This window comes from Pseudomonas sp. AB39(2026) (genome assembly GCF_059831485.1).
Genome location: NZ_CP195212.1, coordinates 1,003,997 through 1,028,588 on the forward strand (window position 1 = coordinate 1,003,997; position 24,592 = coordinate 1,028,588).

Genomic DNA, 24,592 nt, shown 5'->3' on the forward strand with positions numbered 1-24,592 from the left:
AAACCGATGACCGATTTCAATGCAAGTGATTTTGGCGCACGTGGTGATGGACGCACCAACGACACCCAGGCCCTTCAGGCAGCGATCGATGCTGCAGCGGCGTCGGGTGGCGGCACGGTTTACCTCACAGGTGGCAACTACCTGGTCAGCGCTGCCGAAGGTGGCGCCGCCCTATTGCTCAAGGACAACGTTACCTTGGAAGGGGCACGTGGCTATACAAACCCCTCTACCCTGAAATTGGCCAGCGGCGCCAGCACCACGGACGCCTTGGTACGCAGCGTGGGTGACCATACCGGTATGGCCTTTATACGGCTGGATGGCAACCGCACCCATAATACGGGCGAAGTCAGCGGCTTCGTGCTGGGCGACAGCACTGATGTGACCCTGGAGCAGGTGCAGGCCGCGCAGATGTCCGGCTATGGGCTGGACTTGCGAGGCAACGGCAGCCAAGTGAGGGTCAACGGCGGGTACATCTCCGACAATAACCTCGATGGCGTCATCGCTTCTGGATTGGTGAACAGCCAAGTCACTGACATCACAAGCAGGGACAATGGTGGGAACGGGGTAACGGTCACCGGGCCGCTCAGCGTACGGGACATCTACATCACCGCTAATAAAGGCCATGGTGTGGCCTTCGAAGGTGATGCCACCGGTGCGGCAGGTTCACTGATTGGCGGCCAAGTATCGTCCAACGGCCTGGATGGCGTTCACCTGCAAGGTACAGTCGGCGCCGTGGTTGAGCAGGTCGCCCTGAGTACCAGCGCCCGCGGGGCAGCGTTGCAAGCCGTAGACGCGCAGGGTACGCAGGTCATCGACAATACGTTCGAGACCTATGGCAACCTGAACCAGTTACAGGCCATAGGTTTGCAAGACAGTACGGGCACGCTAGTGAGCGGTAACCAATTCCTGGACGAGCGTTCCGGCGAAAAATCCGTACTGGGGCCCGTGGTACAGGAAACCGGCAGTAGCAACGCTACGCGTATAGAAGACAATTACATTGGCGCGAGCCTCACCGCCCCTCAATTGACAGGGGAAGCCAGTCGGCTGTTGGCCAATGAGCGGACTATCTACACCACTGGCACCGCCGGGGATGACTTCATCGATTATTACAATGGTTTCAACTTCAACAACCGAGTGATCTACGGCGGTGATGGCGACGATTACCTGTCCTCGGGCGTGGGCCATGGCGTACTCGTAGGTGGAAGCGGCATCGACCGACTGTCGGGCACTTTGCCAAGTGAGCGTTACACCACCACGACCACCTTCCGTTACGACACGGTAGACGACAGTTACCGCGATGCCTCCAGCAGCCATGCCGACCGAATTTCCCAGTTCAACGTGACCACGGACAAACTCGACGTAGCCGGGCTGGGCCTCACTGGCTTAGGTGACGGCCACAACGGCACCCTGGCCGTGGTGTATAACGCGGCCAAGAACATCACCTACCTGAAGAACTATGACGCCGATGCCCAAGGCCACCGGTTCGAGGTGGGCCTGGAAGGCGATTACCGTGGGCAGCTCACAGCAGCCAATTTCCAGACACTGATCGCGGGCACAGACGGCGCCGACACGCTCAAGGGCACTACCCACGGTGAAGAGACCCTGGTGGGCGGTGCTGGGCGCGACACCCTCTCTGGCCTGGGCAGCGATGACCGCTTGGATGGCGGTGCTGGCGGTGATCGCTTGAGCGGTGGCTCAGGGGCCGATACCTTCCTGTTCAGTGCGCTGGGGGACAGTATTGTTGCCGGATCTGGCGGTACCCAAGGCCGGGACCTGATCACCGACTTCGACCTCAACGCCTCCGACCGTATTGACGTCAGCCGGCTGGGCTTTACCGGCCTGGGGGACGGCACAGGCACTACGCTCGCGTTGGCCTACGACAGCGCTCACGACCTCACCCGGCTGTACTCCAAGGAACAGGACAACCAGGGGGGGCACTTTGAAATGGCGGTGAACGGCAACCAGGTGAATGGCCTGCAACTGACCGGCATCGACTTCGCCCTGGTTCCTGGCACTAAGGTGGTGGACAGCTTGCCCCCTTACCGTGACACCCTGACCGGTACTGAGAGTAACGATGTGCTGGTAGGCGGCAACAACCGGGACGTGATCAATGGAGGGGCTGGTAATGACCGTATCGACGGTGGTGCCAACATGGATCAGCTGACAGGGGGTGCCGGGGCCGACCGGCTGACAGGCGGTAGCGGTGGCGACCTGTTCATATTCAACCGCCTGGAGGACAGCTACCGCACCGCCACCCAAAGCCATTCGGACCTGATCACCGATTACAGCCAGAGCATGGACGCCCTCTATGTAAAAGATCTGGGCTTTACCAGCCTGGGCGACGGCACCGGCACCACGCTCAACGTCAGCTACAACGCCGCATTGGACCGCACCTATGTGCGCAACTTTACGGCGGATGACCAAGGCCGCTCTTTCCAAGTCACCCTGGTAGGCGACCAAGTCGCCGGGCTTACGCCAAACAGTTTCTACTTCGCGCCGGTGCACCATGAACAATCGGTAGAGCTGATCGGGCAGAGCACAGCGGAGGGTTCTGCGGCTTGAGTGCATTAATTGGCTTAACTGATAGATTGCGCTCAAGGTAAACGAGGCCGGGCCGATAGCTAGACATCACCCTCCCTTGAGCCGCCGTCATGTTCAATGCTCGCCTTAAAGACAAGATCCACAGCCTGGAACAACGGCTCGCAGCACTGGAGCACGTAAAGGAAACCCTGGATCGTGAAACAGTTGCCGTGACCCTGGACGAGAACGGCGCCATTGTGGATGCCAACTCGCTGTTCGAACAGGAATTGGGCTATACCAAGGCGGCATTGAGCGGGCGGCCCTTTCGCGAGCTCACGCCGCCTGAACTGGCCAATGATGTGCACCAGCGGAAGGCGCTGGATGCCATTGCCGAGGGCAAGCATTTCAGCGGCACCCTTCGGCTGTCTCGCCGTGAAGGCGGCCATGTGTGGTTGAGAACCCTGGTGATACCGTTTTCGCGCAAGGAAGGGCGTGCCGAACGCGTCATGTTGTACTCCAGCGTGTTGACACGCACCATTGAAGCCTCCAGGGAGAACGAAGCCTTGGTGGGCGCCTTGATGCGCTCTACCGCAGTGATTGAATTTACCCTGGACGGTATCGTGCTCACGGCCAACCAGAACTTCCTGGACGGGGTGGGGTACACGCTGCCGCAGATCCAGGGCAAGCACCACCGCATGTTCTGCCTGCCGGAAGAAGCCCAGTCGGCCAAGTACGAGCAGTTTTGGGATACCTTGCGGCGCGGTATCTACGTAGCGGGCCGGTTCTGCCGGGTGGACAAAAGTGGCCGGGAGATCTGGCTGGAAGCGTCTTACAACCCGATCCTGGATGCCAATGGCACCTTATATAAAATCGTCAAGTTCGCCACTGTGATTACAGACCAAGTGAACCGGGAGCGTGCTGTTTCGGAGGCGGCAGACATGGCCCATGACACCTCGCTGCGCACCGATACCAGTGCCCGCCAAGGGCGTGAGGTCATCCAGAGCACGGTCACTGTGCTCAACCAGTTGTCTACGCTCATGGAAGACGCCACCCAAGGCATCAAAGCCCTGGACGCCCAGGGCCAAGTGATCGGTACCATCGTCAAGACCATTGGCAGCATCGCCGACCAGACCAACCTTCTGGCCCTGAACGCGGCCATCGAGGCAGCACGCGCCGGGGAACAAGGCCGCGGGTTCGCAGTAGTTGCGGACGAAGTAAGGCAACTGGCCTCCCGAACCACCCAGGCCACTGGCGAGATCGTGGATGTGGTCAAGAAAAACCAGGCCCTGGCCTCCAGCGCAGTCAGCATGATCGGGCACAGCAAGCAGCAGGCCGAGGCTGCGTTGTCGCTGGCTAGTGATGCCGACGAGGTGATCAAGGAGATTCAGCAGGGTGCCAATAGCGTAGTCGCGGCCGTAGAGCAGTTTTCCAGCCAGGCTGCAGACTGACGCCGTACGGGACCAGCGCTTGAGGACAAGTCACCGGTAGGGTACATGCGCGCTAAGCGCTACCGCCCTGCCATACACCCGATTCAATTCGCCGCGCCAAAGCTGTACAAAAAGAATTGAAACGTACAAGTTATCCACTAATTCCTCTACAAAGCGCCCGTTTGGCGGATGTTCCCGACCTTTTAGCCCAAACGGGGCTCTATAGCTGTATCACGCTCTGAACATTACCTGACGCTTATGACACATTTAAATCATGTGCTGGTTGTAGAGGACGATCCTGTCTTGCGCGATCTTATCTGTGACGTACTGATGGACATCGGCCTGCACCCTGTTTCCGCGTCCACGGCTGACGAAGGCCGCGTACTGTTTGCAGAGCCGGGACGGCATTGGGACTTGGTACTGACCGACCTAACAACGCCTGGCCAATCCACAGGGCACGACCTGGCCTGGGATGCTTTCAGCAACGCACCGGAGGTGCCGGTGCTGGTGTGCAGTGGTTACTTGGGTACTAGCCAACACAGCCTGCCCCCAGGGGCTCACGTGCTCCCCAAACCTTGGCTGCTGGATGTGTTCGAGGCCAAGGTGAACCACCTGCTGCACAAGCAACCTGCCTGATCCCCCTTGCTCGCCGAGCCAACGGGGCGGTTGGGCGGGGCCTAGGGCCCCGCCAGCGACAGGCGCTAGCCTTTCGCTTACTCGTCTTCGCCTTCCTTGTCTTCATCATGCTTCATGGCAGGCTTCTGACCAGGTTGTGGCGCATGCTCTGCACCCGGCGCGATTTCCTCACCGTGATTCTTCTTTTCCTGCTGTACTTTCTTGTCGTGTGCAACGTTACGTGGGTCTGTCATGGCTCTCTTCCTTTCACATCATAGACAGCGCGTGCTGTAGCCTGACCGACAGGCTTTTAGCGAAACGCTTATTGGCTTACACACGTTAGGTATGCCATTCCGACAGCAGTTCAGCTTTTCGCACACCGGGCTCTGTTAGCCTGGCCACACCTTACCGGACGCTAGAAGGAGCATCGAAATGTCCGATCAAACCCAGGTGACCCTCCTCCTGATGCCGGGCCCTGACGAGCCGACACCCACTGAGAGCACGCGCGCGGAGCTACAGCACATCACCGACACCTTGGACAAAGCAGGCCTCACCTATTCAACGCCTTCATCAGCCGCTGAGGACGACCTGCACCAAGGCGCCGCGGGTCGCCTGCGTATTCCCCTGGTGCAGTTTGCACACCCTCTGGTAGGCGATACCCTGACCGCATGGGTAGCCGCCCGGTCTGGGCGCCAGGTCATTGCTGGAATAAATGGCTTGGAAAAAGCAATTCGTAACCCTGTGGAGCTCCAGCAGTACGTCTCAGAAGCGCTGAAGCTGGGGCTCCAACAGGATGTTCCTCCACCTAGAGGTTGAACTCTCCCACCACGCGGGTCAGGCCGGTGGCCAGGTTGGACACCTCACCGCTGGCGATGGCCGTCTGGCTGGCGCCCGCAGCACTCTGGGTAGACAAATCACGAATGCTGATAATGTTCTGGTCAATCTCACGGGCCACTTGGGCCTGTTCCTCGGCGGCAGTGGCAATGAGCACGTTACGTTCATTGATCAGGTTAATGGAGTCCGAGATCTGGCCCAAGGCGGTGCTGGCCTGCTGGGCCACAGTGGAAGAGCAGGTAGCCATCGCTTGGCTATGCTCCATGGCCTGGACGGCTTGTACGGAGTCGGCCTGAATGGAACCAATCATCTGCTCGATCTCACGCGTAGACTGCTGCGTACGGTGAGCCAACGCACGTACCTCGTCAGCCACTACGGCAAACCCCCTGCCCTGCTCACCGGCACGCGCCGCCTCGATGGCCGCGTTCAAGGCCAGCAAGTTGGTCTGTTCGGCAATGGAGCGGATCACCTCCACCACGGTGTTGATCTCTTTGGCACGGGTAGACAACATCTGAACCTGCGTGCTGGTGCTCCCGACATTAGTGGCCAGCGCTTGAATGGCAGTGAGGGTCTGCGCGACCTTGCCCAGGCCTTCATTGGTCAATGACTGGGTATGGGCAGAGGCAGCCGCGGCCTCGGCAGCATTGCGCGCGACCTCATCGACCGCCGAGCTCATCTGGGTAACGGCGCTGGCGGCCTGATCAACCTCATCGTTCTGCCGCAGCAGCCCGCGGCTGGCATCTTCGGTGACCGCTGTCATTTCTTCCGCAGCCGCAGCCAATTGGGCCGAACTGTCAGATATATGGGTGATGGTTTGGCGCAGATTACCCTGCATCTGTACCAGTGCGGCTAGCATACTAGCGGCTTCGTCCTGCCCCACCACCTCGATCTGCTCGGTGAGGTCCTTGCGAGCAATGCGTTGGGCGATGGCGACAGCCTCTGCAATGGGCCTAGTAATGCTACGGACCAGCAACACGGCCAGTACAATGGTGGCCAGCACCGCTACAACAATCAGCCCTATCACCCAGGCGCGGCTAGAGGTGTAGACCGCACCGGCTGCCTTGCCAGCCGCCGCAGCGCCGTGGTCATTCAAGGCCACCAAGCTGTCGATCTGCCCTTCCAGCTCGTTAGTGAGGGGCCGAATGGTGGTGTTGATCAGTGCAGCCGCAGCGGTGCTATCGCCATTTCGCAACAGCGGTTCAAATTGGTTCAGCAGTTGGTCATAACTCGCAGCGCTGGTGCGTATGGCGTTATACAGCGCCTGATCGTCGTCGCCCGATACCGTGGTTTCGTATTGCTTGACGGCATTCATGAAGGCAGCGCGATAGCCTGAAAAAGCAGCAACGGTCTGCTGACGTAGCTTTTCATCAGACGTGGTCGCCCCGCGCAGGCTTTCCAGCCGCAACCGCAACATTCCACTGTGCATCTGGCCGGCATAGCGGATACCCAATGTCCAGTTGGTCTCCACGTCCTGCTCAGCGTCGTAGAGCTTTTTCATTTCAAAAACGGAAAGGCCGCCCAAGGCCAGCACAATTGCTACGATGGCCGAGAAAAATATAAAGGCCCGAGGGGCGAGGTTAAGACGACGGATAATCATGTCTCGACGTTCCTGTGCGAGAAAAAGGGTCTGCCTTCTCGTGGTATCGGCCTGGCACAGCAATCTTGAGGCGCTTATGCGCTTAACCTCACGGGCACGTGAGCAGGCAACCGGAGCAAGAGAAATGGCCAATGGCTAAACGCACTACACGCGGTACGCAGGCTTCTTCAAGCAGTTCAGCCACGTCGCTGTACCGGCAGGTGCTCGGCCCAGCGTTCGACACCCTTTCGCCCTGCCTGAAGGCTATGCATCAAGGGGAAACAGCCCAGCAATGGGAAGGTACGGCTGATGTCTCGCGTGGCTCGGGCCTGGTTGCACGGCTCGCCGCCAACCTGTTCAGGTTTCCCAAGGCCGGCAACAACATTCCGGTAACACTTAGCTGTTCGCCAGAACCGGGTATCGAGCGGTGGGTACGATGTTTCGGCGCGCACACCTTGGCCACGGTGCAATGGGTCAAACGGGAACGGGGCGACATTTGGCTGATGGAACGCTTCGGCCTGGCGACCTTTGCACTGGCCTTGGTGATTGAAGGCGATACGTTGTTGTTCGTTCCAACCCACTGGTACCTGGCTGGCATTCCAATGCCCCGCGCGCTGCTGCCGTCGGGCAGAAGCTACGAGGCAGAGGCCGCAGGCGCCTTTTGCTTCAATATAGAAATCAACATGCCTGTGCTCGGGCCTATCGTGACCTACACAGGTCGGTTATGGCCCTGCGGCACGCCAAGTGGAGCGCGGGATCAGTGATCGGCCACCCGCGGTTTCACTGGTTTCACTGTCAGCCGCTAGCCTCGCATACTTAGGTACATGGCCGCTGCTGCGCCTACTACGGCAGCTATGCCAAGCGGGGCGTCTCGGCGAAGCCAGTGCCGTTGAATATCAGGAAAGTGGCTTCTTCCCCACGTTGCTCCAGCCCGTAAGCCAAGGCTGCAGCGGTAGGCTCGTTGATCAGCTTGTCTACCTTGAGCCCGGCCAGCTCCCCGGCAATACGGGTCGCTTTGCGTTGAGCGTCGCTGAAATAGGCCGGTACGCTGATCACCGCTTCGGTAACAGGCTCGCCCAATGCGCGTTCAGCAACGGCTGTAGAAAGGATCCAGAAGACTGATGCGCTCTACCAAAGGTATGCTGGCCCACCTGCCCTTTCAAAGGATGAACCGCAGTGTCTGTTTCCCTGCCCGATATCGCTATCGAACCCCTCCAAGCGATGCACTTGGCCGGCATCACCCAGCTGTACCGCGACCCAGCGGTATGCCGCCAGGTGCTGCAAATGCCTTATCAATCCATTGACGTGTGGCGCAAACGCTTGGAAGCCACGACCGACCGGCGCATACCGCTGGTGGCGCTGCACCAAGGTGAAGTAGTGGGCAACATCAGCCTTGAACAGTACTCACGTATCCGCCAGAGCCATGTGGGCACCATTGGTATGGGCGTTGCCTCGGCCTGGCAAGGCAAAGGCATTGGCGCCCAGCTGATGGCGGCCGCGCTGGCGGTCGCCGATGACTGGATGAACCTGCGGCGGGTAGAGCTGACGGTGTTTGCCGATAATGAGGCTGCTATCGGCCTGTACGAAAGATTCGGCTTCGACGTTGAAGGCCGACTGCGGGATTACGCTGTGCGCGATGGCGCTTATGTGGATGCGCTGAGCATGGCACGCCTTCGCAGGCCCTGACTCCCCCTGGCGCCTAGTCAGGGGTTGAGGCACTTGTCAATATCGGCCAGCAAACCATGGCCGTTTGACTGCCAGCCTAGCCGTGCGCGGGTCTTGATGCTGCTACTGCTCATGTCCTCACCTACGAACGTAGCCAGCCAACCAAGCGTTGCCGCGGCCTCGCTGGCCGGCAACGCTTGGACAGGGACGCCAAGGCCGGCAGCGATAGTTTCGGCAATCGCCCGAAAAGCAATGCCGCCTTCCGCCGTGGCGTGGTAGCGGGCTCCTGGCTGGTGGTGATCAAGGGCCAGCTGATACAACCGTGCAGTGTCGTGCAAGGGCGCGGCAGACCATTGGTTAAGACCGCTGTCGACATAGGCGCAGTACCCCACTTCCCGTGCATGCCGAATGACCTCGGTCACCAAGCCCTGTCGGACAGGGTTGTGGATTTGCGAAAGCCGCACCACCACAACGTTAACGCCCTTTTGTAACAGTCGCTCCCCTGCCAACTCCGAGGCCACGCGCGGGTAGGCATGCTGGGGATCGAAGTAGTCCTCATCTGCGGGTTGGCCGTGACTCGGCGCCCCCATGGCGGTGCTGGACGTTATAAGCAGTGGGCGGTTCGATCCTGCCAGTGCTTCGCCCAACGCCGCAATCACCGCTGCATCCTTGTGGCAGTTGGCCACGAAATGGGCAAAATCGTGATCGAACGCAGTATGAATCACGGCGTCACAAGCCTCTGCTCCCTCTTGGAGGCTTGGCAGGTCTTCAAGCACGCCTCGGTGGGGCTCGAGACCCCTCGCCTGTAATGCCTGGGCCCCAGCGGTTGAGCGGGTCAAACCCAGCACCTGGTGACCTGCTTCCAGCAGTGCTGTTGCGACCTGCGACCCAATGAACCCGGTGGCCCCGGTTAGAAACACGCGCATGTTGTCATCTCCTTTTGCGAAGGCACAGAGCATGGGCGTAAGGTTCATCACCTTGAAGACGTGACATTATCAGGGTATAGCCACTAACAGGATCACCATGGCAGACCATGCAGCCCACCGACTGGGCAACTATCTAAAAGACTGCCGCGCACGGGTGGACCCCGCCAGCCTGGGCTATTCCAGTGCCCGCCGGCGTACACCGGGGCTACGCCGGGAAGAAGTCGCACACCGGGCTAATATCAGCGCTACTTGGTACACCTGGCTGGAGCAAGGGCGCGGGGGTGCACCATCTGCCCAGGTGCTGAGCCGTATCGCACAGAGCCTGCTGATGACCGAGCCTGAACGCGAACACCTGTTCATGCTCGCCTTCGGCCACCCACCTGAAGCGGTCTACGCCGCCCCCGAAAGCGTACCGCCACGGCTGCAACGGGTGCTGGACACGTTTGTGCTCAGCCCGGCCTTTATCAGAAGCGCTACTTGGGACGTCTTAGCGTGGAACACAGCCGCCGCTGCGGTGTTCACCGATTACAGTCAGCTCCCCTTGGAACAGCGCAATATTCTGCGCCTGATGTTCGGCAACCCTGCCGCGCGCGCCAGGCAAGACGACTGGCAAGCCGTAGCGCGCTTTATCGTGGCGGCTTTCCGGGCCGATGCCACGCGTGCCGGTGCGACCTCTGCGGTTACGGCCCTGGCCGATGAGCTGTGCCAGCTCAGTGCAGAATTTGCTGCCCTGTGGCGGGACAACGATGTGCGCATGCACGGGGACGGCACCAAGGGGCTGCGGCACCCTACGCAGGGGACGGTAGCGTTGGAATACTCCAGTTTTGCGGTGGATGGCCGGCCGGACCTGTGGATGGTGGTGTACAACCCGGTTACCGCTACTGATGCGCAGCGCGTGCAGGCCATTGTGGCCGAGCATCTGGCCAAGCCCCTTGAGCGCAGCCTTTAAGGCGTGCTCCAGCCACTAAACAAGCAGCCGCTTCGCAAACAGCACATTCCCGTGGGGTTCCCCTTGAAAGGTACAAAAGGGCGATCCCAGGTATTCACACCACCGGCCAAGGTGGAACGCATGCAGATCAGCAGCATGAAACTAAATAGAATTTACCAGAGCGCCATTTGAAACCCTAAATTTGGCATGTTTATTTAATGATTAGCTTGCATCTTTTCCATGAAGCTGACTTGCCTTGAGGGAATCCAATTGAAGCTGCTGAGCATCAGTAAGGTCAAAATTGCAGCGTATACCCAATAAGCCCCCACTGCATCATAGGCGAATCCGACCACTAGAATCCCTGAAAGCCCAGCAAAGCGGCTAATGAAGTCAATAGCCCCATACCAGCTACCTATAACGTGTTTAGGCACTGCCAGCTGAATGATGGTTGCTGTTGAGCGGAAATAGAACGTGGCACCTATCTGGAACAAAAACATACCGAAAGCAACAGTGAACGGGTTGTTTTTTATGCCTACGGCCAATACAACACCGAAGAACATCACTATGTGCGAAGTAAATATCAGACTGGGGATATTGTGTTCTTTGGAAAAGCCTCTTGAGACTATCCCACCTAAGATTGCGCCAAATGCTGCTACGGAATAAATGTATCCTGTTTCATCTGGGGCGAATGAGTGAAAATCGCGGAGGAAAGGAATCCAAAGCAAAGCCAACACCCCAATTACGAGGACACAAGAAGAATATGAACCTAAAAATGCCCTCCACTTTTTAGATTTCAGGAGCATAACTGCCGATCGTGATGCCCCAGTAAAACTCTCTTGAAATCGTAACTTTAACGAAGATTCTTCGCTGCAATATTTCATAGATGAAATTTTATAGAAAGCGCTTAGAGGGGTAGCCATGAGTACCCCCGCTATCAAAAAGGATAGAGAGAGAGCAAGCGACATAGGGAGGCCGACCTGAAGTATAGCAAGAGCACCCACTGCCGGCCCGACAGATCGAGCGACACCGTTCAAGGTTGCAAGAAATCCATTCACTCTGGAGATTTCTTCTCTAACAAACAGGAAAGGGACTAATGCAAACATTATCATACGGGTGTATTGATGTATGAGATCGATTGAAAAAGCTAAACCCCATATCAACCATACTGAATGCTTGTGCGCGGAAAGCGTCACAATTGCAGCAAGGAAAATGACAATATTCAAGCACTGGGTAGCAATAAACAACTTCCACTTATTAAACCTGTCTATAAAACCTGATCCAGCTAAAGCTATCAATATTTCCGCAACATACCCAAAAGCATACGTTGATGTGACAGAGGAGGTCTTCCCGGTTATTGAGTAGGCCAGATTGGCAAAAACCAAATCGTAAATTGCCTCGGATAGCGTTATAAGAACGCTAATCGAGGCAAACATGACAATGCTTGATCTTCTGATTTTGATTTTAGCGCACACTGGCATTTTAATTTTTCAAATTCCACTATTACTCAATTGATTATGATAAAAATCTAGACACGCAGCAACTTCATGTCAAGAGGGGTATATAACAAATTTGGCTTTCACCTAAACTGTGCATTGTTGAAATGCTTGCGCCAAACCGGTGCGACACCAAGAATCAACCGAAGGAGGCGGCACGTATTGAAAATAAACACAGTTATACCGTCAGACTTTACTCTACCTGCCGTCACTATTAGTTCCCATGCTCTTAAACAGGGCGTTCAATGCTCAAGCGAGCTGAGCTACAGCGCTCCAAAGCAAGCCACACTGAGCGCAACCTTTAAGTCGTGCCTTAACATTTACACAGGCAGGCGCTTTGCAAACAGCGCATTCCCGTGGGTTTCCCCTTGGAAGGTATAGGGCGGCGACCCCAAGTGTTGATACCCCTGGCGAGGATAGAACCCCAGGGCCCGCTGGTTTTCGACCCACACTGTCGCCCAGAGCAAGGAGGCACCTTCGGCGTGAGCCCGCCTTTCAGCCTGGGTTAACAATCGGGCCCCTACCCCCTTTCCTGTGAAGCGCTCCTGAACATAAAGGCGCTGAAGTTCGCAGGCGTGGGGGAAGGCAATCAGGTCGTGAGCGGTGTTCAAGGCCAACTGCGCAAAGCCCACCATATGGCCGTTGTAGTCGGCGATTAGCAGCATGACGCCAGGCGTATCTATCAGGCCGGCCACGTTTTCCGGCGAAAACGCTTCCAACGCTTCCCGTGCAAGGGCGGTACGAATGCCCTCAGTGGCATAGGTATCCAGAAATACCTGCAGGCCAAGTGCTGCAATGCAAAGAGCGTCCGATGCCACGGCGTTCCGAACTGTGAGCGGGTGTGCTTGATTCATTTTGCTAGTCTGCCTAACACGTTGGTGGCTACCGGCTGTGAAACGCCAGAGTGCTGAGCACGTTGCAAACGCTATGGAAGGTGAGCGCCACCTTGACGCCTCGTTCGTCGGCCTGCCTTGATCCTACTCTGCTGCATCCTTAGAATGACAGCGTCGAACTCAACCGACCCTTGGATAATCGCCTTGCCTCGTTCCAACTGGCTGCCTACGCCGCCATAGCGCTCCGCCCCCTCGCCACACCTCAGCCGGCCCCCTTAGGGGAAGCCGCACCCTTCTGTGCGCCTGTATTTGGCCACAGCGTTCTCCAACACTATCGAACAGACGTACCTGCATCGGGCAGCGCGTAGCGCTCTGTGCCGTCGTGCGCCTGCCATGGGTGACTCAATGTTTCAAAACCTTAAATCAAACTGGCTGGGCAACGTCCGCGCGGACGTACTGGCCGGCTTAGTGGTAGCCCTTGCCCTCATTCCCGAGGCCATCGCCTTTTCCATCATCTCTGGCGTGGACCCTAAAGTGGGGCTGTATGCCTCGTTTTGTATCTGCACCGTCATCGCCTTCGTAGGCGGCCGACCGGCCATGATTTCTGCCGCCACCGGCGCCATGGCCTTGCTGATGGTAAACCTGGTCAAGGACCATGGCCTTCAGTACCTGCTGGCCGCGACGCTTTTGTGTGGTGTGTTTCAGCTGTTGGCTGGCTACTTGCGCCTAGGCGCGCTGATGCGGTTTGTGTCGCGCTCGGTGGTCACAGGGTTTGTGAATGCGCTGGCCATTCTTATTTTCATGGCACAACTGCCAGAACTGACTGGGGTTACCTGGCCTGTCTATGCCCTGACAGCAGGCGGCCTGGCAATCATTTACCTATTCCCGCGCCTTCCCGTGCTAGGTCGGCTTCTGCCATCGCCGCTGGTGTGCATCGTTGTACTCACGGCCATTGCGGTGTATTTGGGCCTGAACGTTCATACGGTGGGTGATATGGGAGCGCTGCCAGACAGCTTGCCGATCTTCCTGTGGCCCAGTGTGCCGCTTACCCTGCACACCCTGGTTATCATCCTGCCCTACTCAGCGGCCTTGGCAGTGGTGGGCCTGCTGGAATCCATGATGACGGCTACCATCGTGGATGACCTTACCGATACCCCCAGTGACAAGAACCGCGAATGCAAGGGCCAGGGGATTGCCAACATCGCGTCCGGCCTGATCGGTGGCATGGCAGGCTGTGCCATGATCGGGCAGTCGATGATCAACGTGAAGTCTGGCGGCAGAACCCGGCTGTCCACACTCAGTGCCGGGGTGCTGCTACTGATCATGATGCTGTTCCTGGGCGACTGGCTGGCGCGTATTCCCATGGCGGCTTTGGTCGCTGTGATGATCATGGTGTCTATCAGCACCTTCAGCTGGGCGTCGATCCGCGACATGAGGGCGTACCCGCTGTCCACCAACATCGTGATGGTGGTGACCGTGGTAGTGGTGGTCGCCACCCACAACCTGGCCTATGGTGTGATCGCTGGCACCCTCCTGGCCGCAATGTTCTTCGCCAACAAGATCGCCCGCTTCATGGAAGTCAGCTCCGAGCGCGACCCAGCCTACAGCCACCGCACCTACTACGTGAGTGGGCAGGTGTTCTTTGGCTCGGCAGACCGGTTCAGCGCCGCGTTCGACCTCAAAGAACCGTTGGACACCCTCACCATCGACCTGCGAGAGGCTCACTTCTGGGATATCACCGCCGTGGCGGCCCTGGACAAGGTGGTGCTGAAGTTACGCAAGGCCGGGCTGACGGTGGATGTCATTGGCATGAACCGCGCCACCGCTACCCTGGTGGACCGGTTTGGTGTGCATGACAAGCCTGGGGCGATCGATTCGATAGTGGGGCACTGATGGAATCGGCTACTGCGCCTGCCTGGCAATCACCTTGATTTCAAAGTCGAAGCCGGCCAGCCAGGTCACACCCACCGCCGTCACGGTCGGGTACGGCGCAGCCCCCCAATACTCAGCGGCAGCGGCCCAGATGGTTTCAAAGGTGGACGCCGGGTCTACCATGAACAATGTGACGTCTATCACATCGTCAAAGCGCCCACCAGCCTCAGCCAAGAGGGCGTTGAGGTTGGAGAAGGCCAGCCGCACTTGTGCCGCCAGGTCCGGTTCGGGCGAGCCGTCCTTGCGGCTGCCCACTTGGCCGGACACGAATACAAACCCGTTGGAACGGATCGCCGGTGAATAGCGGTGAAGGTTATACAAGGCATGGCGATCAGGTGGAAAAACAGCATCGCGTGCAAAGGTCATGGCATAGCTCCGGTCAAAGGCATCAAGCCCTGTTGCTAATGTGAAGCCACTGTAGAAACACGACCGGCCAGGATAAACAGGCAACCCTGGCCATGACTGTTTGTAGAATGCAAACAATCCCCGCATGAGAGCAACAGGCTATGGACCGGTTTGACGCAATGCAGGCCTTTGCGCGTGTAGTAGAAACAGGCAGCTTTACCAAGGCAGCATCTACCTTGCACATGAGCAAGACCAGTGTGACGCAGCTGATCCAGCAGCTGGAAGCTAGGCTGCGCGTACGCTTGCTCAATCGCACCACGCGTAAGGTAAATGTCACAGCAGACGGTGCGGCCTATTACGAGCGGGTTGTCCGACTGCTGGCCGAGGTGGATGACGCCGAGACCAGCCTCTCCAGCGCCGCCCTCACACCCCGGGGGCGGTTGCGTGTGGATGTGCCCAGCCCTTTGGCGCGTATGGTGCTGATACCCGCCCTGCCCGCGTTCTACGAGCGTTATCCGGACATCCAGCTGACCCTGGGGGTGAGCGATCGCATCATCGACATCATTGGCGAGAACGTGGACTGCGTGATACGAGGTGGTGAGATCACCGACCAGTCGTTGATTGCTCGGCAGGTGTCCAACCTCAAGCTCGGCGTATATGCCGCCCCGGCCTACCTCCAGCGCTGCGGTTCGCCCGCGCACCCGCTGGACCTGGAGAACGGTACACACAGCACCGTTGGCTATCTCTGGTTTCGCACGGGCAGGCCCTTGCCCTACCAAATGCAGCGCGGGGAGGAGCAGCTTCACCTTCAGGGTCGCCCACAACTGACGGTAGACGACGGCAACGCCTACCTGGCGGCTGGCCTGGCTGGGCTGGGCATTCTCTGGCTACCGCACTACATGGCCCGCCCACACCTGGCCACTGGTGCGCTGCTGCCGCTGTTCGAAGACTGGGATTTGCCTACCCTGCCCATGTACCTGGCCTTCCCACCCAACCGCCATGTGAGCGCCAAGCTACGAGCGTTTATGGAATGGGTGACGGCGCTGCTCGCCGACCACACCTGACTGCACGGCTCGTTATTCCGGTTTCTTGCGAGCGCGAAACGCCGCCACCTTCATGCGGTTGCCACACGTGGCCATGCTGCACCAGCGGCGGCGGTGGGATTTGCTCACATCATGAAACAGCAGGATGCAGTCCTGAGCCTCGCATTGGCGCACGAAGGCGAACGTGTCGCTGGTGACTAGGTTCACCAAGGCTTCCGCCACGGGCCATAGCAGGCTGGCCGAACTGTTGCCACTGGATTGAGCGCTTATTCGGAATGCCTTGGCAGTGGCCTCCCACACCAAGGTTGACACTGGGCGCCCCGCTTCAAGTACCTGGTTGACCACTGCCACGTCTGCTTCGACACCGTGCATGGCGGCCATGACTACAGCCCTTGAACAGTTACGCAACGCAAGTGCGTCAGGCAACAGCCCTTCGGGGAGTGGGTCTCTTGGAGGTTCAGGCAGGAGCCCCGCCTGGGCCAGCCAGTGTGCAACGCACTGACCGCTGGCAAGCGCGTCTTGGCGCTGGTCCCCAACACCGTATTCGGTGTTGATGAAATCCAACGCAAGGTTGTCCGCCACGAATAGCGGGGGGATGGACAGGTCTGTCATAGGCCGGTGAAACCTCGTAACTCCAAAAATATGTTTGACAGGTTACCAAACCGGTTTGTAACCTTCAAACACACATTTATGAAGTTACAAGGAGGCACGAGTGACCCTTTCCTCAGCAGACACAATGGTTCGCTACCGCCATGAGCAGGTTGGACCCGTCAAGGTGTTCTACCGTGAAGCCGGGCGCCCCGGCGCGCCGGTCGTTCTGTTGTTGCACGGGTTCGCGGCCTCCTCGTTCATGTTCCGGGACCTCATCCCTGAGTTGGCGGACCGGTACCACGTGATCGCACCGGACCTGCCAGCCTTTGGTTTCACCCAGGCACCTGAACGGGGCGAGTACGCCTACACCTTCCACCAGCTGGCCAGCACCCTGGTCCAGTTCACCGAGCAGCTGGCACTCAAGCAATACGCGCTGATGGTTCACGATTACGGCGCGCCAGTGGGCTGGCGGATGGCGGTTGCGCATCCGGAACGGATCACGGCCATCGTTTCCCAAAACGGTAACGCGTATGAAGAAGGCTTAGGGGAAGGCTGGGCGCCCATCCAGCGCTACTGGCACGACCCTTCACCAGAAAACCGCGAAGCGTTGCACAGCTTTCCTACCCCGGCCTCGATCAAGTGGCAGTACCTGGAAGGCGTGCCCGACCCTACGCTGGTAGCGCCCGACGGTTATACGCTCGAAGGGCTTCAGGTTTCACGGCCCGGCAATGCTGAGATTCAGTTGGACCTGGTGCTGGACTATGCGTCCAACGTAGCGCTGTACCCTACGTTTCAGGCGTATTTCCGGCAATATCAGCCACCGCTACTGGCGGTCTGGGGGCAACACGATCCCTTCTTTCTTCCCGCAGGTGCGCAAGCCTGGGCGCGTGATATCCCAGGCGCGGACATTCGCTTCTATGACACCGGGCACTTCGCGCTGGAAACCCATGGGCAGGTGATTACTCCGGCCATCCGTGAGTTCCTGGACAGGGTTGTGCCGTAACCGGCGACTTTCTCTGTGTAAGTGAAAGCGTTATCGCATTTTGTAGCTGTCAGAACCTAGCCGAAGCCGTCAAGCTGGCTTCCAGCACACGGAAGCCGATGGTTTCACCTATTTTTGACAGCCGCCTCACGACCTGGGGCTAAGGAAACTTGCTGTGTCGTTTAAACACTTCGTACCGCTCACATCTCTGGCATTGATGGTAGCGCTTGGCGGCCAGACGGCAGCCGCTGCGGCGTCGAGCACCCTGCCCCAAGACACTCCTGTGGGCCACCTGGAACAGGTGTTCGCCTTCCCAGCCGCCATGCCCACGGGCGTGACGGTGAGTGAACAGGGCCGCCTGTTCGTCAACTTCCCGCGCTGGGGCGATGACGTGCCCTTTACCGTGGGTGAGCTGCGTGACGGCAAGGTCGTGCCCTACCCTGACCTGGCGATAAACCAGGCCAACCCTGCACACCCGGAAAAAGGGCTTATCAGCGTACAAAGCGTGGTCGCCGATGGGCTGGGGCATTTGTGGATACTGGACACCGCCGCGCCTCAATTTTCCGAGCCGGTCACCGGCGGCGCCAAGCTGGTTGCGGTGGACCTCAAGACCAACAAGGTCGTGAAGACCGTGGTGTTCCCCAAGAACGTGATCCTGCCCAGCACCTACGTAAACGACGTACGCTTTGACTTCAGCGCCGGCAAAGAGGGTGTGGCCTACGTCACCGACTCGTCCCTGAGCGGGCCCGGCGCGATCATCGTGCTGGACCTGGCCACGGGCACGGCCGTACGGCGCCTGAACGGTGCAGCGTCCACCTCGGCTGACCCCAACTTCGTGCCCAGGGTAGAAGGCCAGATGTTGAAAATCCGTGGGGCCGATGGCAGCACCAAACCCTTTGCCGTCGCTGCCGATGGCATTGCGTTATCGGCGGACCGCCAAACCCTGTACTTCTGCCCGCTGTCCAGCCGCCACCTCTTCTCAGTGCCTACGGCCTTGCTACGTGACCCGAAAGCCACCGAGCAACAGCTCGCCGCGGCTGTGAAGGACCTAGGTGAAAAAGGCCCCTCCGACGGGCTGGAGGCTGACAGCCAGGGCGCCGTTTACGCGGGCGACTATGAAGACAACAGCATCCGCAAGCGCCTAGCCGACGGAAGCTGGCAGACCATTGTTCACGACCCGCGCGTGCTGTGGCCTGACACCTTGTCGGTGGGTGCTGACGGCTATCTGTACTTTATCGCCAACCAGCTCCACCGCCAGGCCCTCTTCCACGGCGGCAAGGACCTGCGCCAAAAGCCCTACAGCCTGATGCGCGTGAAGATCGACGCCAAGCCTGTGCAGACGCGGTAAGCCTCCGCAACGCAGGCGCCTGTGGCCTTGTTCCCTGGCTTTGCCAGGTCCCACAAGGAAAGGCATACCAGCGCCTCATCACCTGTGGGGGCAGGCTTGCCGGCGAATGGCACCGTAAGGTGCCCAGGGCAAACCAAGCGCTGGCAAGCCAGGCCCCACAGGGAAAGGCATACCAGCGCCTCAACACCTGTGGGAGCCGGCTTGCCGGCGAATGGCGCCGTAAGGTGTCCAGGGCAAACCAAGCGCTGGCAAGCCAGGCGCCTATGGGCTTGCTCCCTGGCTTCGCCAGGTCCCACAGGGGAAGGCATACCAGCGCCTCAACACCTGTGGGAGCAGGCTTGCCGGCGAATGGCACCGTAAGGTGCCCAGGGCAAACCAAGCGCTGGCAAGCCAGGCCCCACAGGGAAAGGCATACCAGCGCCTCAACACCTGTGGGAGCCGGCTTGCCGGCGAATGGCGCCGTAAGGTGTCCAGGGCAAACCAAGCGCTGGCAAGCCAGGCGCCTATGGGCTTGCTCCCTGGCTTCGCCAGGTCCCACAGGGGAAGGCATACCAGCGCCTCAACACCTGTGGGAGCAGGCTTGCCGGCGAATGGCACCGTAAGGTGCCCAGGGCAAACCAAGCGCTGGCAAGCCAGGCCCCACAGGGAAAGGCATACCAGCGCCTCAACACCTGTGGGAGCCGGCTTGCCGGCGAATGGCACCGTAAGGTGCCTAGGGCAAACCAAGCGCTGGCAAGCCAGGTGCCTACTCGGTCAATTCGCAAAACCGGATACGGTTGCCAAAGGGGTCATAGGTTTCCAGCACCTGCCCCCACCCTTGCTCGGTAATCTCAGGCCGGCCGTATCCGTATCGCTTTTCCTGCAACTCTTCGCGCAGTAGCGCAATGTTCCGCATCGGCACAAACACCGTAATAAAAATCCCCGCCACCCCCTTCAATACGCCCCTCCCGCCCGCTACCATGCGCGCCCTGCGTTGCCTGCCGCACAACTTCAATAAAGCCCCCGCCAGCAACACCTACCCACCTGTTCTACCACTGAGATCGTTATGTCTGTGCAATTGTTGTCCATGGCGCTGGCACCGCTGTTGGGCTTGTTCATTATGAGTATCAGCAGCGCGCTGATGTCTTCGCTGACCACGCTGCGGCTCGATGCCATGGGGTTCTCCGCCACCATGGTGGGGGTGGTGTCGTCAGCGTACTTTATCGGCCTGAGCCTGGGCTCGGTGTTTAACGAGCGCCTGATTTCCCGTATTGGCCACATCAGGGCCTACAGCTGCTTTGCCGCTCTGATCGCGGTCACCATTTCCCTTCAGGGCCTGTGTAGCGATCCGTGGATCTGGTCTGCCCTGCGCCTGGTCAATGGCTGGGCCATCGTGGGCGTGTACCTGGTGGTGGAAAGCTGGCTGCTGCTGGTAGCCGACCCCAAGATCCGTGGGCGCCTGCTGGCCATCTACATGATCGCGCTATACAGCGCCGGGCTGCTGGGGCAACTGAGCCTGGGCACCGTCATGGGCGCAGGGGACGCAGTCCCCTTTACCATTGCGGCCATGCTGGCCTCGCTGTCCTTGATACCCATCGTGATGCTGCCCAGGGTCACGCCGCTGGTGGAGCGCGCTGAGCCGCTGCCACCGGGCAAACTGCTGCAAATCACGCCCACCAGCGTAATGGGATGCTTTGGTTCCGGGGTGGCCATCGCGGCGGTGTACACCTTGCTACCGCTCTATTTGCAGAACATAGGCCTGAACGTCACCGACGTTGGGCACATGATGGCAGCGGTGATCTTTGGTGCCATGGTGCTGCAATACCCGGTAGGGCGCTGGTCGGACCGCACAGATCGCCAGACGGTGCTGATTATTTTGGGTGCGGCCTGCGCCATGCTGTCGGTGGCGGCAGTAATCGTACCTCCGGGTGGCTGGCCTATGTTGCTGGTGATGTTCCTGCTCGGCGGTGGCGTGTTCGCGGTGTACCCGGTAGCGGTCAGCCATGCGGCGGACAGTGCACCGGATGGCGCACTGGTGCGGATGATCCAAGGCCTGCTGCTTATCAACTCCTTAGGGTCGGCCGTTAGCCCCATGGCCATTTCACCGATCATGACCTGGGCCGGCCCATCCGCGCTGTTCTGGGCCTTTGCGGTGATCAACCTGGCCATGGTGGCGTTCTTTGTGTGGCGCCGGAGGGCCCATCCGGTGCCGGTGGCTTCAGCCCCGTTCGCCGCTGCCGCGCAGTACTCGGCCACAGGCGTGGAATTGCGTGTGACCGAAGACCTGGCCCATGCGGTGCAGGCCCACGCCGCCGAGGAAGCAGCGGCCCAGGCGGGATAAGCCCGCGCCGGGTGGAACGTAACGACTATTCGCTCCTCTCAACCCAGGCACCCTCACGCTGCCTGGGTTTGCTCCCCGGACAGGCCAGGCGACCTTCATCCAGGAGCGACTCAATGTTCCACCTCATGTTCAGCACGCCCTGCGTGTATGTGATTGCCCGCTTCATCTACCCCCTGCCCTGGCCACTTGCCGCCAGGCTGGCGGCGGCACTGTTGCTGTTGCTGGCCTCGCAGTATCACCTGTTTGCCAAGTTCTCCTCCGGCAGTGTGTTCTCGCCGGAATTTCCACGGGCATGGGTGCTGTTCTTCAACTGGGCCTTCGGTGCCATTCTGCTACTGGCGGTACTGCAACTGGTGGTCGACGTAGGGACGGTGCTGACCATGCTGGTACGTCGGCAATGGCTCACCATCCCGCCGCTGGTGCGTTATGGGATCGGCACGGCCGCCGTGTTGCTGGCCGCACTGGGCGTGCACCAGGCCGCACGGGTGCCGCCGCTCAAAGACATTACGGTCGCTATCCGTGACCTGCCGCCTGCGTTCGAGGGCTATACGCTGCTGCAACTCACGGACATGCACATCAGCCGCCTGTTCGATGCACCCTGGACCCGTGAAGTGGTGCGCCGCTCCAACACACTTGGCGTGGACGTGGTCCTGATCACCGGCGACCTGATTGACGGCCCTATCGACGCCCGCCGTAACGATATCGAGCCGCTGCGTGACCTGCGTGCGCCAGACGGGGTGTACGTGATACCCGGCAACCATGAGTACTTCTTCGACAATGAGGGGTGGATGCGCTACTTCGTGTCCCTGGGCATGAAGCGCCTGTCCAACAGCCATGCCGTGATCGCGCGCGGTGAGGCGCAACTGGTGGTGGCCGGTGTAACCGACCTGAGCGCCCCCCGCGCCGGCCTGCCTGGCCCCGACCTGGCTCAGGCCCTGGCCGGTATCCCGGCCAAGGCACCGATCATTCTGATGGATCATCAGCCACGCAATGCTCGCCAGGCCGCTCGCCAAGGCGTTGCGCTGCAGCTGTCCGGGCATACCCATGGGGGGATGATCAGGATCCTGGACCGGATCATTGCCGGAGCAAACGAAGGCTTTGTGTCAGGCTTCTATCAGGTGGGCGACATGCAGTTGTATGTCAACAACGGCACAGCCCTCTGGCCTGGGTTCGCCCTGCGCCTGGGTGTGCCGTCAGAGCTGACCCGTATCACCCTGCGGCGGGCAAACCCTGTTGTTCCAACGGATACATAAGTCGGCAGCTATGCGAGCTGATCGACAATAGCGCCAAGCCCTGCCCCCGTCAGGTCGGGCTTGACGCCAACCGGGTTCAGCACTTTTCCCGGGCGCTCCACAAAGGCTGTGCGGCAGCCTGCATGGGCAGCCCCGGCAAGGTCCCAGGCATGGGCCGCCACCATCAGTAGCTGATCTATCGCCAGGCCTAGCCGCTGTGCAACCATCTGGTAGGTATGCACCGCGGGCTTGAACTGTTCGATTTCGCTGCCCGCCATAATGTGGTCGAAGTAGCCGGTAAGCTGGGCGGATTCGAGCTGCTGGCGCAGGGCTTCGAGAGCACCGTTGCTCAGGGCGATCAGTACAAAGCCCTCGGTCTTCAGGCGCTGCAAGGCCGGGCGTACATCCTGGTGGGCGGGAAGCGTTTCAAGCGCTTCGGCCAACGCCTGGCACTGCAGGTCGCTCACGTCTACCTTATGGCCCGCGCCAACCATTCTTAAGGCCGCCTGTGCCAGCTCGCCAAACGGCTGGTACTGCCCGGTGATGGTGTTGGTCATCCAGCACGTTTGCAGCGTAAGGAACCATTCCGTGCGCAAATGACTATGCCCGAAGACCTGCTCGAATAACGGGTCGAGGGCCGCCATGTCCAGCAGCGTTTCGTTTACGTCAAAAATGATGTGTTTAAGCATGTCACCTTTCCTTCTTATTTCAGTCACGTGGCCAGTGGGCCTACGTGTGCAATGGAAGGGTCGGCAGGCTGGGAGTTCAGGCGGACATGCCAGGCGGGAAGTTAAAAAGGATGATTGTCCTCAATGGTAGAAGCATAATAGCTATCTAATAGCCCATAGCAGCAACTGCAGGGCCTGCGGTACTGCCTTTGCGCATGGAGCTTCACACAGTGGAACGTGTGGTAGCTTGAGTTTATTGTCGAACAGGGACAGGGATGAACGCCGACATCAGTGATGCGCCCATGCGCCTTACACGAAAACGCGCCAAACACGAACGCATTGGCCTTGCACTGTGTTTGGTAGTGATGGGCCTGGCTACGTTTGGCGCCTTCCAATGGGTACATCGCCCCTCAGCCGTCGGCCTTGAGGGCAACTATCATGACCCTGGGCCAGAGGTCGTAACAGGCCGCATCAGCCGGGCCAATGAACCACTACACCTGTATAAAGAGCCCATCTCGTCGCGCCCGGTGGCTAGGGATTCAAGCACGCCCGTTGGTGCGCCGCGGCAAACCGTCTTTAACGACCAGAACTTTACCCCCCGGGGCGCTGACAATGTGGTCACCTTTGCCAAGGAACCTATAGGAACATCTGGTAGACCCCTTGCCCGGAACGTACCGGTGACCATTGTGGCGCAGCCAACCAGCATGAAGACGCAGCTCTGTTGGCCCTATGCCCTAGGCAGTATCGAATTGCGAAACTGCCGCGCCCGAGTAGGGCTCAGGTTTCGGGACTAAGCCCCCAGGCCCATACGTTCCACAACCAGCGCCACGGCCTCCTCGGACGATACACAGGCCGTGTCGATACACAGCACAGGCACCGCCCAGGGTTCATAGTCATGCTCCACCACCGATTGCCAGGTGGGCGGGGTTAACCCTGGCACATCCGAGGCTCTCCCCTCTACCCGACGGCGGTGTTCATACGGGTTCGAGCAGACTACCTCGATATTGAGCAGCACCGCCTCAGCGTTCAACGCAGCGTCGTGCCAGGCTGCACGGCTTTCGGCGACGGGGTTGACGCCATCGGCAATTACACAGTGCCCCATCCGCAGGTGCGTGAGGGCCAGCGCAGTGGCCACCCGGTAGCCGCTGCGCCCTACGGGCTGGTGGAAATCCCCTGAATCGCGAATGGCTTGTTCGATGGTATCGATGCGCAGGTACACCGCGCCCGTTTTCCTGGCGAGCTGCGTAGCGAGGGTGGTTTTGCCGGTGCCGGGCAGGCCGCTGAAGACAACAAGCATGGTGTGTCTCTGGGTGA

General features: G+C 59.4%; 21 protein-coding genes and 5 pseudogenes. 14 read left to right on the top strand and 12 right to left on the bottom strand.

Annotation, left to right across the window (positions count from 1 at the left end):
• Positions 1–6 precede the first annotated feature (6 nt).
• The 4 genes and pseudogenes from ACSAMW_RS04330 to ACSAMW_RS04345 all read left to right on the top strand — a co-directional run bounded on the left by ACSAMW_RS04330 (position 7) and on the right by ACSAMW_RS04345 (position 4,583).
• Positions 7–2,562, top strand: a complete 2,556-nt coding sequence (locus ACSAMW_RS04330) for a glycosyl hydrolase family 28-related protein (RefSeq protein ID WP_500592831.1) — start codon at positions 7–9, stop codon at positions 2,560–2,562.
• Between the two features lie 89 nt (positions 2,563–2,651).
• Positions 2,652–3,428, top strand: a pseudogene (locus ACSAMW_RS04335) (PAS domain-containing protein); the annotation flags it as partial.
• 114 nt (positions 3,429–3,542) lie between these two features.
• Positions 3,543–3,968, top strand: a pseudogene (locus tag ACSAMW_RS04340) (methyl-accepting chemotaxis protein); the annotation flags it as partial.
• A 282-nt stretch (positions 3,969–4,250) separates the two neighbouring features.
• Positions 4,251–4,583: a hypothetical protein gene (locus tag ACSAMW_RS04345; protein WP_500592832.1), complete on the top strand. Its 333-nt coding sequence runs from the start codon at positions 4,251–4,253 to the stop codon at positions 4,581–4,583.
• A 77-nt stretch (positions 4,584–4,660) separates the two neighbouring features.
• Here ACSAMW_RS04345 and ACSAMW_RS04350 read toward each other — a convergent pair whose 3' ends face one another.
• Positions 4,661–4,816, bottom strand: a complete 156-nt coding sequence (locus tag ACSAMW_RS04350; protein ID WP_500592833.1) for a hypothetical protein — start codon at positions 4,814–4,816, stop codon at positions 4,661–4,663.
• Positions 4,817–4,994: 178 nt separating this feature from the next.
• Here ACSAMW_RS04350 and ACSAMW_RS04355 point away from each other — a divergent pair, with 178 nt between their 5' ends.
• Positions 4,995–5,378 (top strand): hypothetical protein, encoded by a 384-nt coding sequence (locus ACSAMW_RS04355; protein ID WP_500592834.1) that lies wholly within the window; start codon positions 4,995–4,997, stop codon positions 5,376–5,378.
• Here ACSAMW_RS04355 and ACSAMW_RS04360 read toward each other — a convergent pair.
• On the bottom strand, positions 5,368–6,231 hold the full coding sequence (locus ACSAMW_RS04360) for a methyl-accepting chemotaxis protein (RefSeq protein WP_500593975.1): 864 nt from the start codon (positions 6,229–6,231) through the stop codon (positions 5,368–5,370). The two genes, ACSAMW_RS04355 and ACSAMW_RS04360, sit on opposite strands and share 11 nt — an antisense overlap.
• Positions 6,223–6,993: pseudogene (locus ACSAMW_RS04365) on the bottom strand (MCP four helix bundle domain-containing protein); the annotation flags it as partial. The gene ACSAMW_RS04360 and the pseudogene ACSAMW_RS04365, both read right to left, overlap by 9 nt.
• A gap of 131 nt (positions 6,994–7,124) precedes the next feature.
• Between ACSAMW_RS04365 and ACSAMW_RS04370 the strand changes: the two are divergent.
• Complete coding sequence (locus ACSAMW_RS04370; protein ID WP_500592835.1) at positions 7,125–7,736, top strand: DUF4166 domain-containing protein; 612 nt, start codon at positions 7,125–7,127, stop codon at positions 7,734–7,736.
• Between the two features lie 124 nt (positions 7,737–7,860).
• Here the strand turns inward: ACSAMW_RS04370 and ACSAMW_RS04375 are convergent.
• Positions 7,861–8,070, bottom strand: a pseudogene (locus ACSAMW_RS04375) (Hsp70 family protein); the annotation flags it as partial.
• 78 nt (positions 8,071–8,148) lie between these two features.
• On the opposite strand from ACSAMW_RS04375, the gene ACSAMW_RS04380 reads away from it, so the two are divergent.
• The gene (locus ACSAMW_RS04380) at positions 8,149–8,658 is read left to right on the top strand and encodes a GNAT family N-acetyltransferase (RefSeq protein WP_500592836.1); all 510 of its coding nucleotides are present in this window, start codon (positions 8,149–8,151) and stop codon (positions 8,656–8,658) included.
• A 17-nt stretch (positions 8,659–8,675) separates the two neighbouring features.
• Here ACSAMW_RS04380 and ACSAMW_RS04385 read toward each other — a convergent pair whose 3' ends face one another.
• Positions 8,676–9,563, bottom strand: coding sequence for an SDR family oxidoreductase (locus ACSAMW_RS04385; RefSeq protein WP_500592837.1), 888 nt, complete (start codon positions 9,561–9,563; stop codon positions 8,676–8,678).
• Positions 9,564–9,660: 97 nt separating this feature from the next.
• On the opposite strand from ACSAMW_RS04385, the gene ACSAMW_RS04390 reads away from it, so the two are divergent.
• Complete coding sequence (locus ACSAMW_RS04390) at positions 9,661–10,512, top strand: helix-turn-helix transcriptional regulator (RefSeq protein ID WP_500592838.1); 852 nt, start codon at positions 9,661–9,663, stop codon at positions 10,510–10,512.
• Between the two features lie 194 nt (positions 10,513–10,706).
• Here ACSAMW_RS04390 and ACSAMW_RS04395 read toward each other — a convergent pair whose 3' ends face one another.
• Positions 10,707–11,924: an MFS transporter gene (locus ACSAMW_RS04395; protein WP_500592839.1), complete on the bottom strand. Its 1,218-nt coding sequence runs from the start codon at positions 11,922–11,924 to the stop codon at positions 10,707–10,709.
• A 380-nt stretch (positions 11,925–12,304) separates the two neighbouring features.
• Entirely contained in the window at positions 12,305–12,838 is a 534-nt protein-coding gene (locus ACSAMW_RS04400; RefSeq protein WP_500592840.1) for a GNAT family N-acetyltransferase, read from the bottom strand.
• Between the two features lie 384 nt (positions 12,839–13,222).
• On the opposite strand from ACSAMW_RS04400, the gene ACSAMW_RS04405 reads away from it, so the two are divergent.
• Complete coding sequence (locus ACSAMW_RS04405) at positions 13,223–14,710, top strand: SulP family inorganic anion transporter (RefSeq protein ID WP_500592841.1); 1,488 nt, start codon at positions 13,223–13,225, stop codon at positions 14,708–14,710.
• 9 nt (positions 14,711–14,719) lie between these two features.
• Here the strand turns inward: ACSAMW_RS04405 and ACSAMW_RS04410 are convergent, their stop codons facing one another.
• Positions 14,720–15,115, bottom strand: coding sequence for a RidA family protein (locus tag ACSAMW_RS04410; RefSeq protein ID WP_500592842.1), 396 nt, complete (start codon positions 15,113–15,115; stop codon positions 14,720–14,722).
• 140 nt (positions 15,116–15,255) lie between these two features.
• Here ACSAMW_RS04410 and ACSAMW_RS04415 point away from each other — a divergent pair, with 140 nt between their 5' ends.
• Positions 15,256–16,158 carry a LysR family transcriptional regulator gene (locus tag ACSAMW_RS04415; RefSeq protein WP_500592843.1) on the top strand — a complete coding sequence of 301 codons (903 nt, stop codon included), beginning with the start codon at positions 15,256–15,258 and terminating at the stop codon, positions 16,156–16,158.
• Between the two features lie 12 nt (positions 16,159–16,170).
• Here ACSAMW_RS04415 and ACSAMW_RS04420 read toward each other — a convergent pair whose 3' ends face one another.
• A complete protein-coding gene (locus ACSAMW_RS04420) occupies positions 16,171–16,749 on the bottom strand; it encodes a CGNR zinc finger domain-containing protein (protein ID WP_500592844.1) in 579 nt (192 codons plus the stop codon).
• 124 nt (positions 16,750–16,873) lie between these two features.
• Between ACSAMW_RS04420 and ACSAMW_RS04425 the strand changes: the two genes are divergently transcribed.
• Positions 16,874–17,731 carry an alpha/beta fold hydrolase gene (locus ACSAMW_RS04425; protein WP_500593976.1) on the top strand — a complete coding sequence of 286 codons (858 nt, stop codon included), beginning with the start codon at positions 16,874–16,876 and terminating at the stop codon, positions 17,729–17,731.
• 196 nt (positions 17,732–17,927) lie between these two features.
• The gene (locus ACSAMW_RS04430) at positions 17,928–19,058 is read left to right on the top strand and encodes an L-dopachrome tautomerase-related protein (RefSeq protein WP_500593977.1); all 1,131 of its coding nucleotides are present in this window, start codon (positions 17,928–17,930) and stop codon (positions 19,056–19,058) included.
• Between the two features lie 745 nt (positions 19,059–19,803).
• Here the strand turns inward: ACSAMW_RS04430 and ACSAMW_RS04435 are convergent.
• Positions 19,804–19,968: pseudogene (locus ACSAMW_RS04435) on the bottom strand (glyoxalase superfamily protein); the annotation flags it as partial.
• Positions 19,969–20,103: 135 nt separating this feature from the next.
• On the opposite strand from ACSAMW_RS04435, the gene ACSAMW_RS04440 reads away from it, so the two are divergent.
• Positions 20,104–21,378: an MFS transporter gene (locus ACSAMW_RS04440; protein ID WP_500592845.1), complete on the top strand. Its 1,275-nt coding sequence runs from the start codon at positions 20,104–20,106 to the stop codon at positions 21,376–21,378.
• Positions 21,379–21,491: 113 nt separating this feature from the next.
• Positions 21,492–22,631, top strand: a complete 1,140-nt coding sequence (locus ACSAMW_RS04445; RefSeq protein ID WP_500592846.1) for a metallophosphoesterase — start codon at positions 21,492–21,494, stop codon at positions 22,629–22,631.
• An 8-nt stretch (positions 22,632–22,639) separates the two neighbouring features.
• Here the strand turns inward: ACSAMW_RS04445 and ACSAMW_RS04450 are convergent, their stop codons facing one another.
• Positions 22,640–23,299, bottom strand: a complete 660-nt coding sequence (locus ACSAMW_RS04450; RefSeq protein WP_500592847.1) for a haloacid dehalogenase type II — start codon at positions 23,297–23,299, stop codon at positions 22,640–22,642.
• Between the two features lie 769 nt (positions 23,300–24,068).
• A complete protein-coding gene (locus ACSAMW_RS04455) occupies positions 24,069–24,575 on the bottom strand; it encodes a P-loop nucleotide/nucleoside kinase family protein (RefSeq protein ID WP_500592848.1) in 507 nt (168 codons plus the stop codon).
• Positions 24,576–24,592: the final 17 nt, after the last annotated feature.

Excerpts from the sequence above, each read along its gene's own strand:
- ACSAMW_RS04330 (WP_500592831.1), top strand. The coding sequence starts at position 7 with ATGACCGATTTCAATGCAAGTGATTTTGGCGCACGTGGTGATGGACGC.
- ACSAMW_RS04350 (WP_500592833.1), bottom strand. The coding sequence starts at position 4,816 with ATGACAGACCCACGTAACGTTGCACACGACAAGAAAGTACAGCAGGAA.
- ACSAMW_RS04355 (WP_500592834.1), top strand. The coding sequence starts at position 4,995 with ATGTCCGATCAAACCCAGGTGACCCTCCTCCTGATGCCGGGCCCTGAC.
- ACSAMW_RS04360 (WP_500593975.1), bottom strand. The coding sequence starts at position 6,231 with ATGCAGGGTAATCTGCGCCAAACCATCACCCATATATCTGACAGTTCG.
- ACSAMW_RS04370 (WP_500592835.1), top strand. The coding sequence starts at position 7,125 with ATGGCTAAACGCACTACACGCGGTACGCAGGCTTCTTCAAGCAGTTCA.
- ACSAMW_RS04385 (WP_500592837.1), bottom strand. The coding sequence starts at position 9,563 with ATGCGCGTGTTTCTAACCGGGGCCACCGGGTTCATTGGGTCGCAGGTC.
- ACSAMW_RS04390 (WP_500592838.1), top strand. The coding sequence starts at position 9,661 with ATGGCAGACCATGCAGCCCACCGACTGGGCAACTATCTAAAAGACTGC.
- ACSAMW_RS04395 (WP_500592839.1), bottom strand. The coding sequence starts at position 11,924 with ATGTTTGCCTCGATTAGCGTTCTTATAACGCTATCCGAGGCAATTTAC.
- ACSAMW_RS04400 (WP_500592840.1), bottom strand. The coding sequence starts at position 12,838 with ATGAATCAAGCACACCCGCTCACAGTTCGGAACGCCGTGGCATCGGAC.
- ACSAMW_RS04405 (WP_500592841.1), top strand. The coding sequence starts at position 13,223 with ATGTTTCAAAACCTTAAATCAAACTGGCTGGGCAACGTCCGCGCGGAC.
- ACSAMW_RS04410 (WP_500592842.1), bottom strand. The coding sequence starts at position 15,115 with ATGACCTTTGCACGCGATGCTGTTTTTCCACCTGATCGCCATGCCTTG.
- ACSAMW_RS04415 (WP_500592843.1), top strand. The coding sequence starts at position 15,256 with ATGGACCGGTTTGACGCAATGCAGGCCTTTGCGCGTGTAGTAGAAACA.
- ACSAMW_RS04420 (WP_500592844.1), bottom strand. The coding sequence starts at position 16,749 with ATGACAGACCTGTCCATCCCCCCGCTATTCGTGGCGGACAACCTTGCG.
- ACSAMW_RS04425 (WP_500593976.1), top strand. The coding sequence starts at position 16,874 with ATGGTTCGCTACCGCCATGAGCAGGTTGGACCCGTCAAGGTGTTCTAC.
- ACSAMW_RS04430 (WP_500593977.1), top strand. The coding sequence starts at position 17,928 with ATGGTAGCGCTTGGCGGCCAGACGGCAGCCGCTGCGGCGTCGAGCACC.
- ACSAMW_RS04440 (WP_500592845.1), top strand. The coding sequence starts at position 20,104 with ATGTCTGTGCAATTGTTGTCCATGGCGCTGGCACCGCTGTTGGGCTTG.
- ACSAMW_RS04445 (WP_500592846.1), top strand. The coding sequence starts at position 21,492 with ATGTTCCACCTCATGTTCAGCACGCCCTGCGTGTATGTGATTGCCCGC.
- ACSAMW_RS04450 (WP_500592847.1), bottom strand. The coding sequence starts at position 23,299 with ATGCTTAAACACATCATTTTTGACGTAAACGAAACGCTGCTGGACATG.
- ACSAMW_RS04455 (WP_500592848.1), bottom strand. The coding sequence starts at position 24,575 with ATGCTTGTTGTCTTCAGCGGCCTGCCCGGCACCGGCAAAACCACCCTC.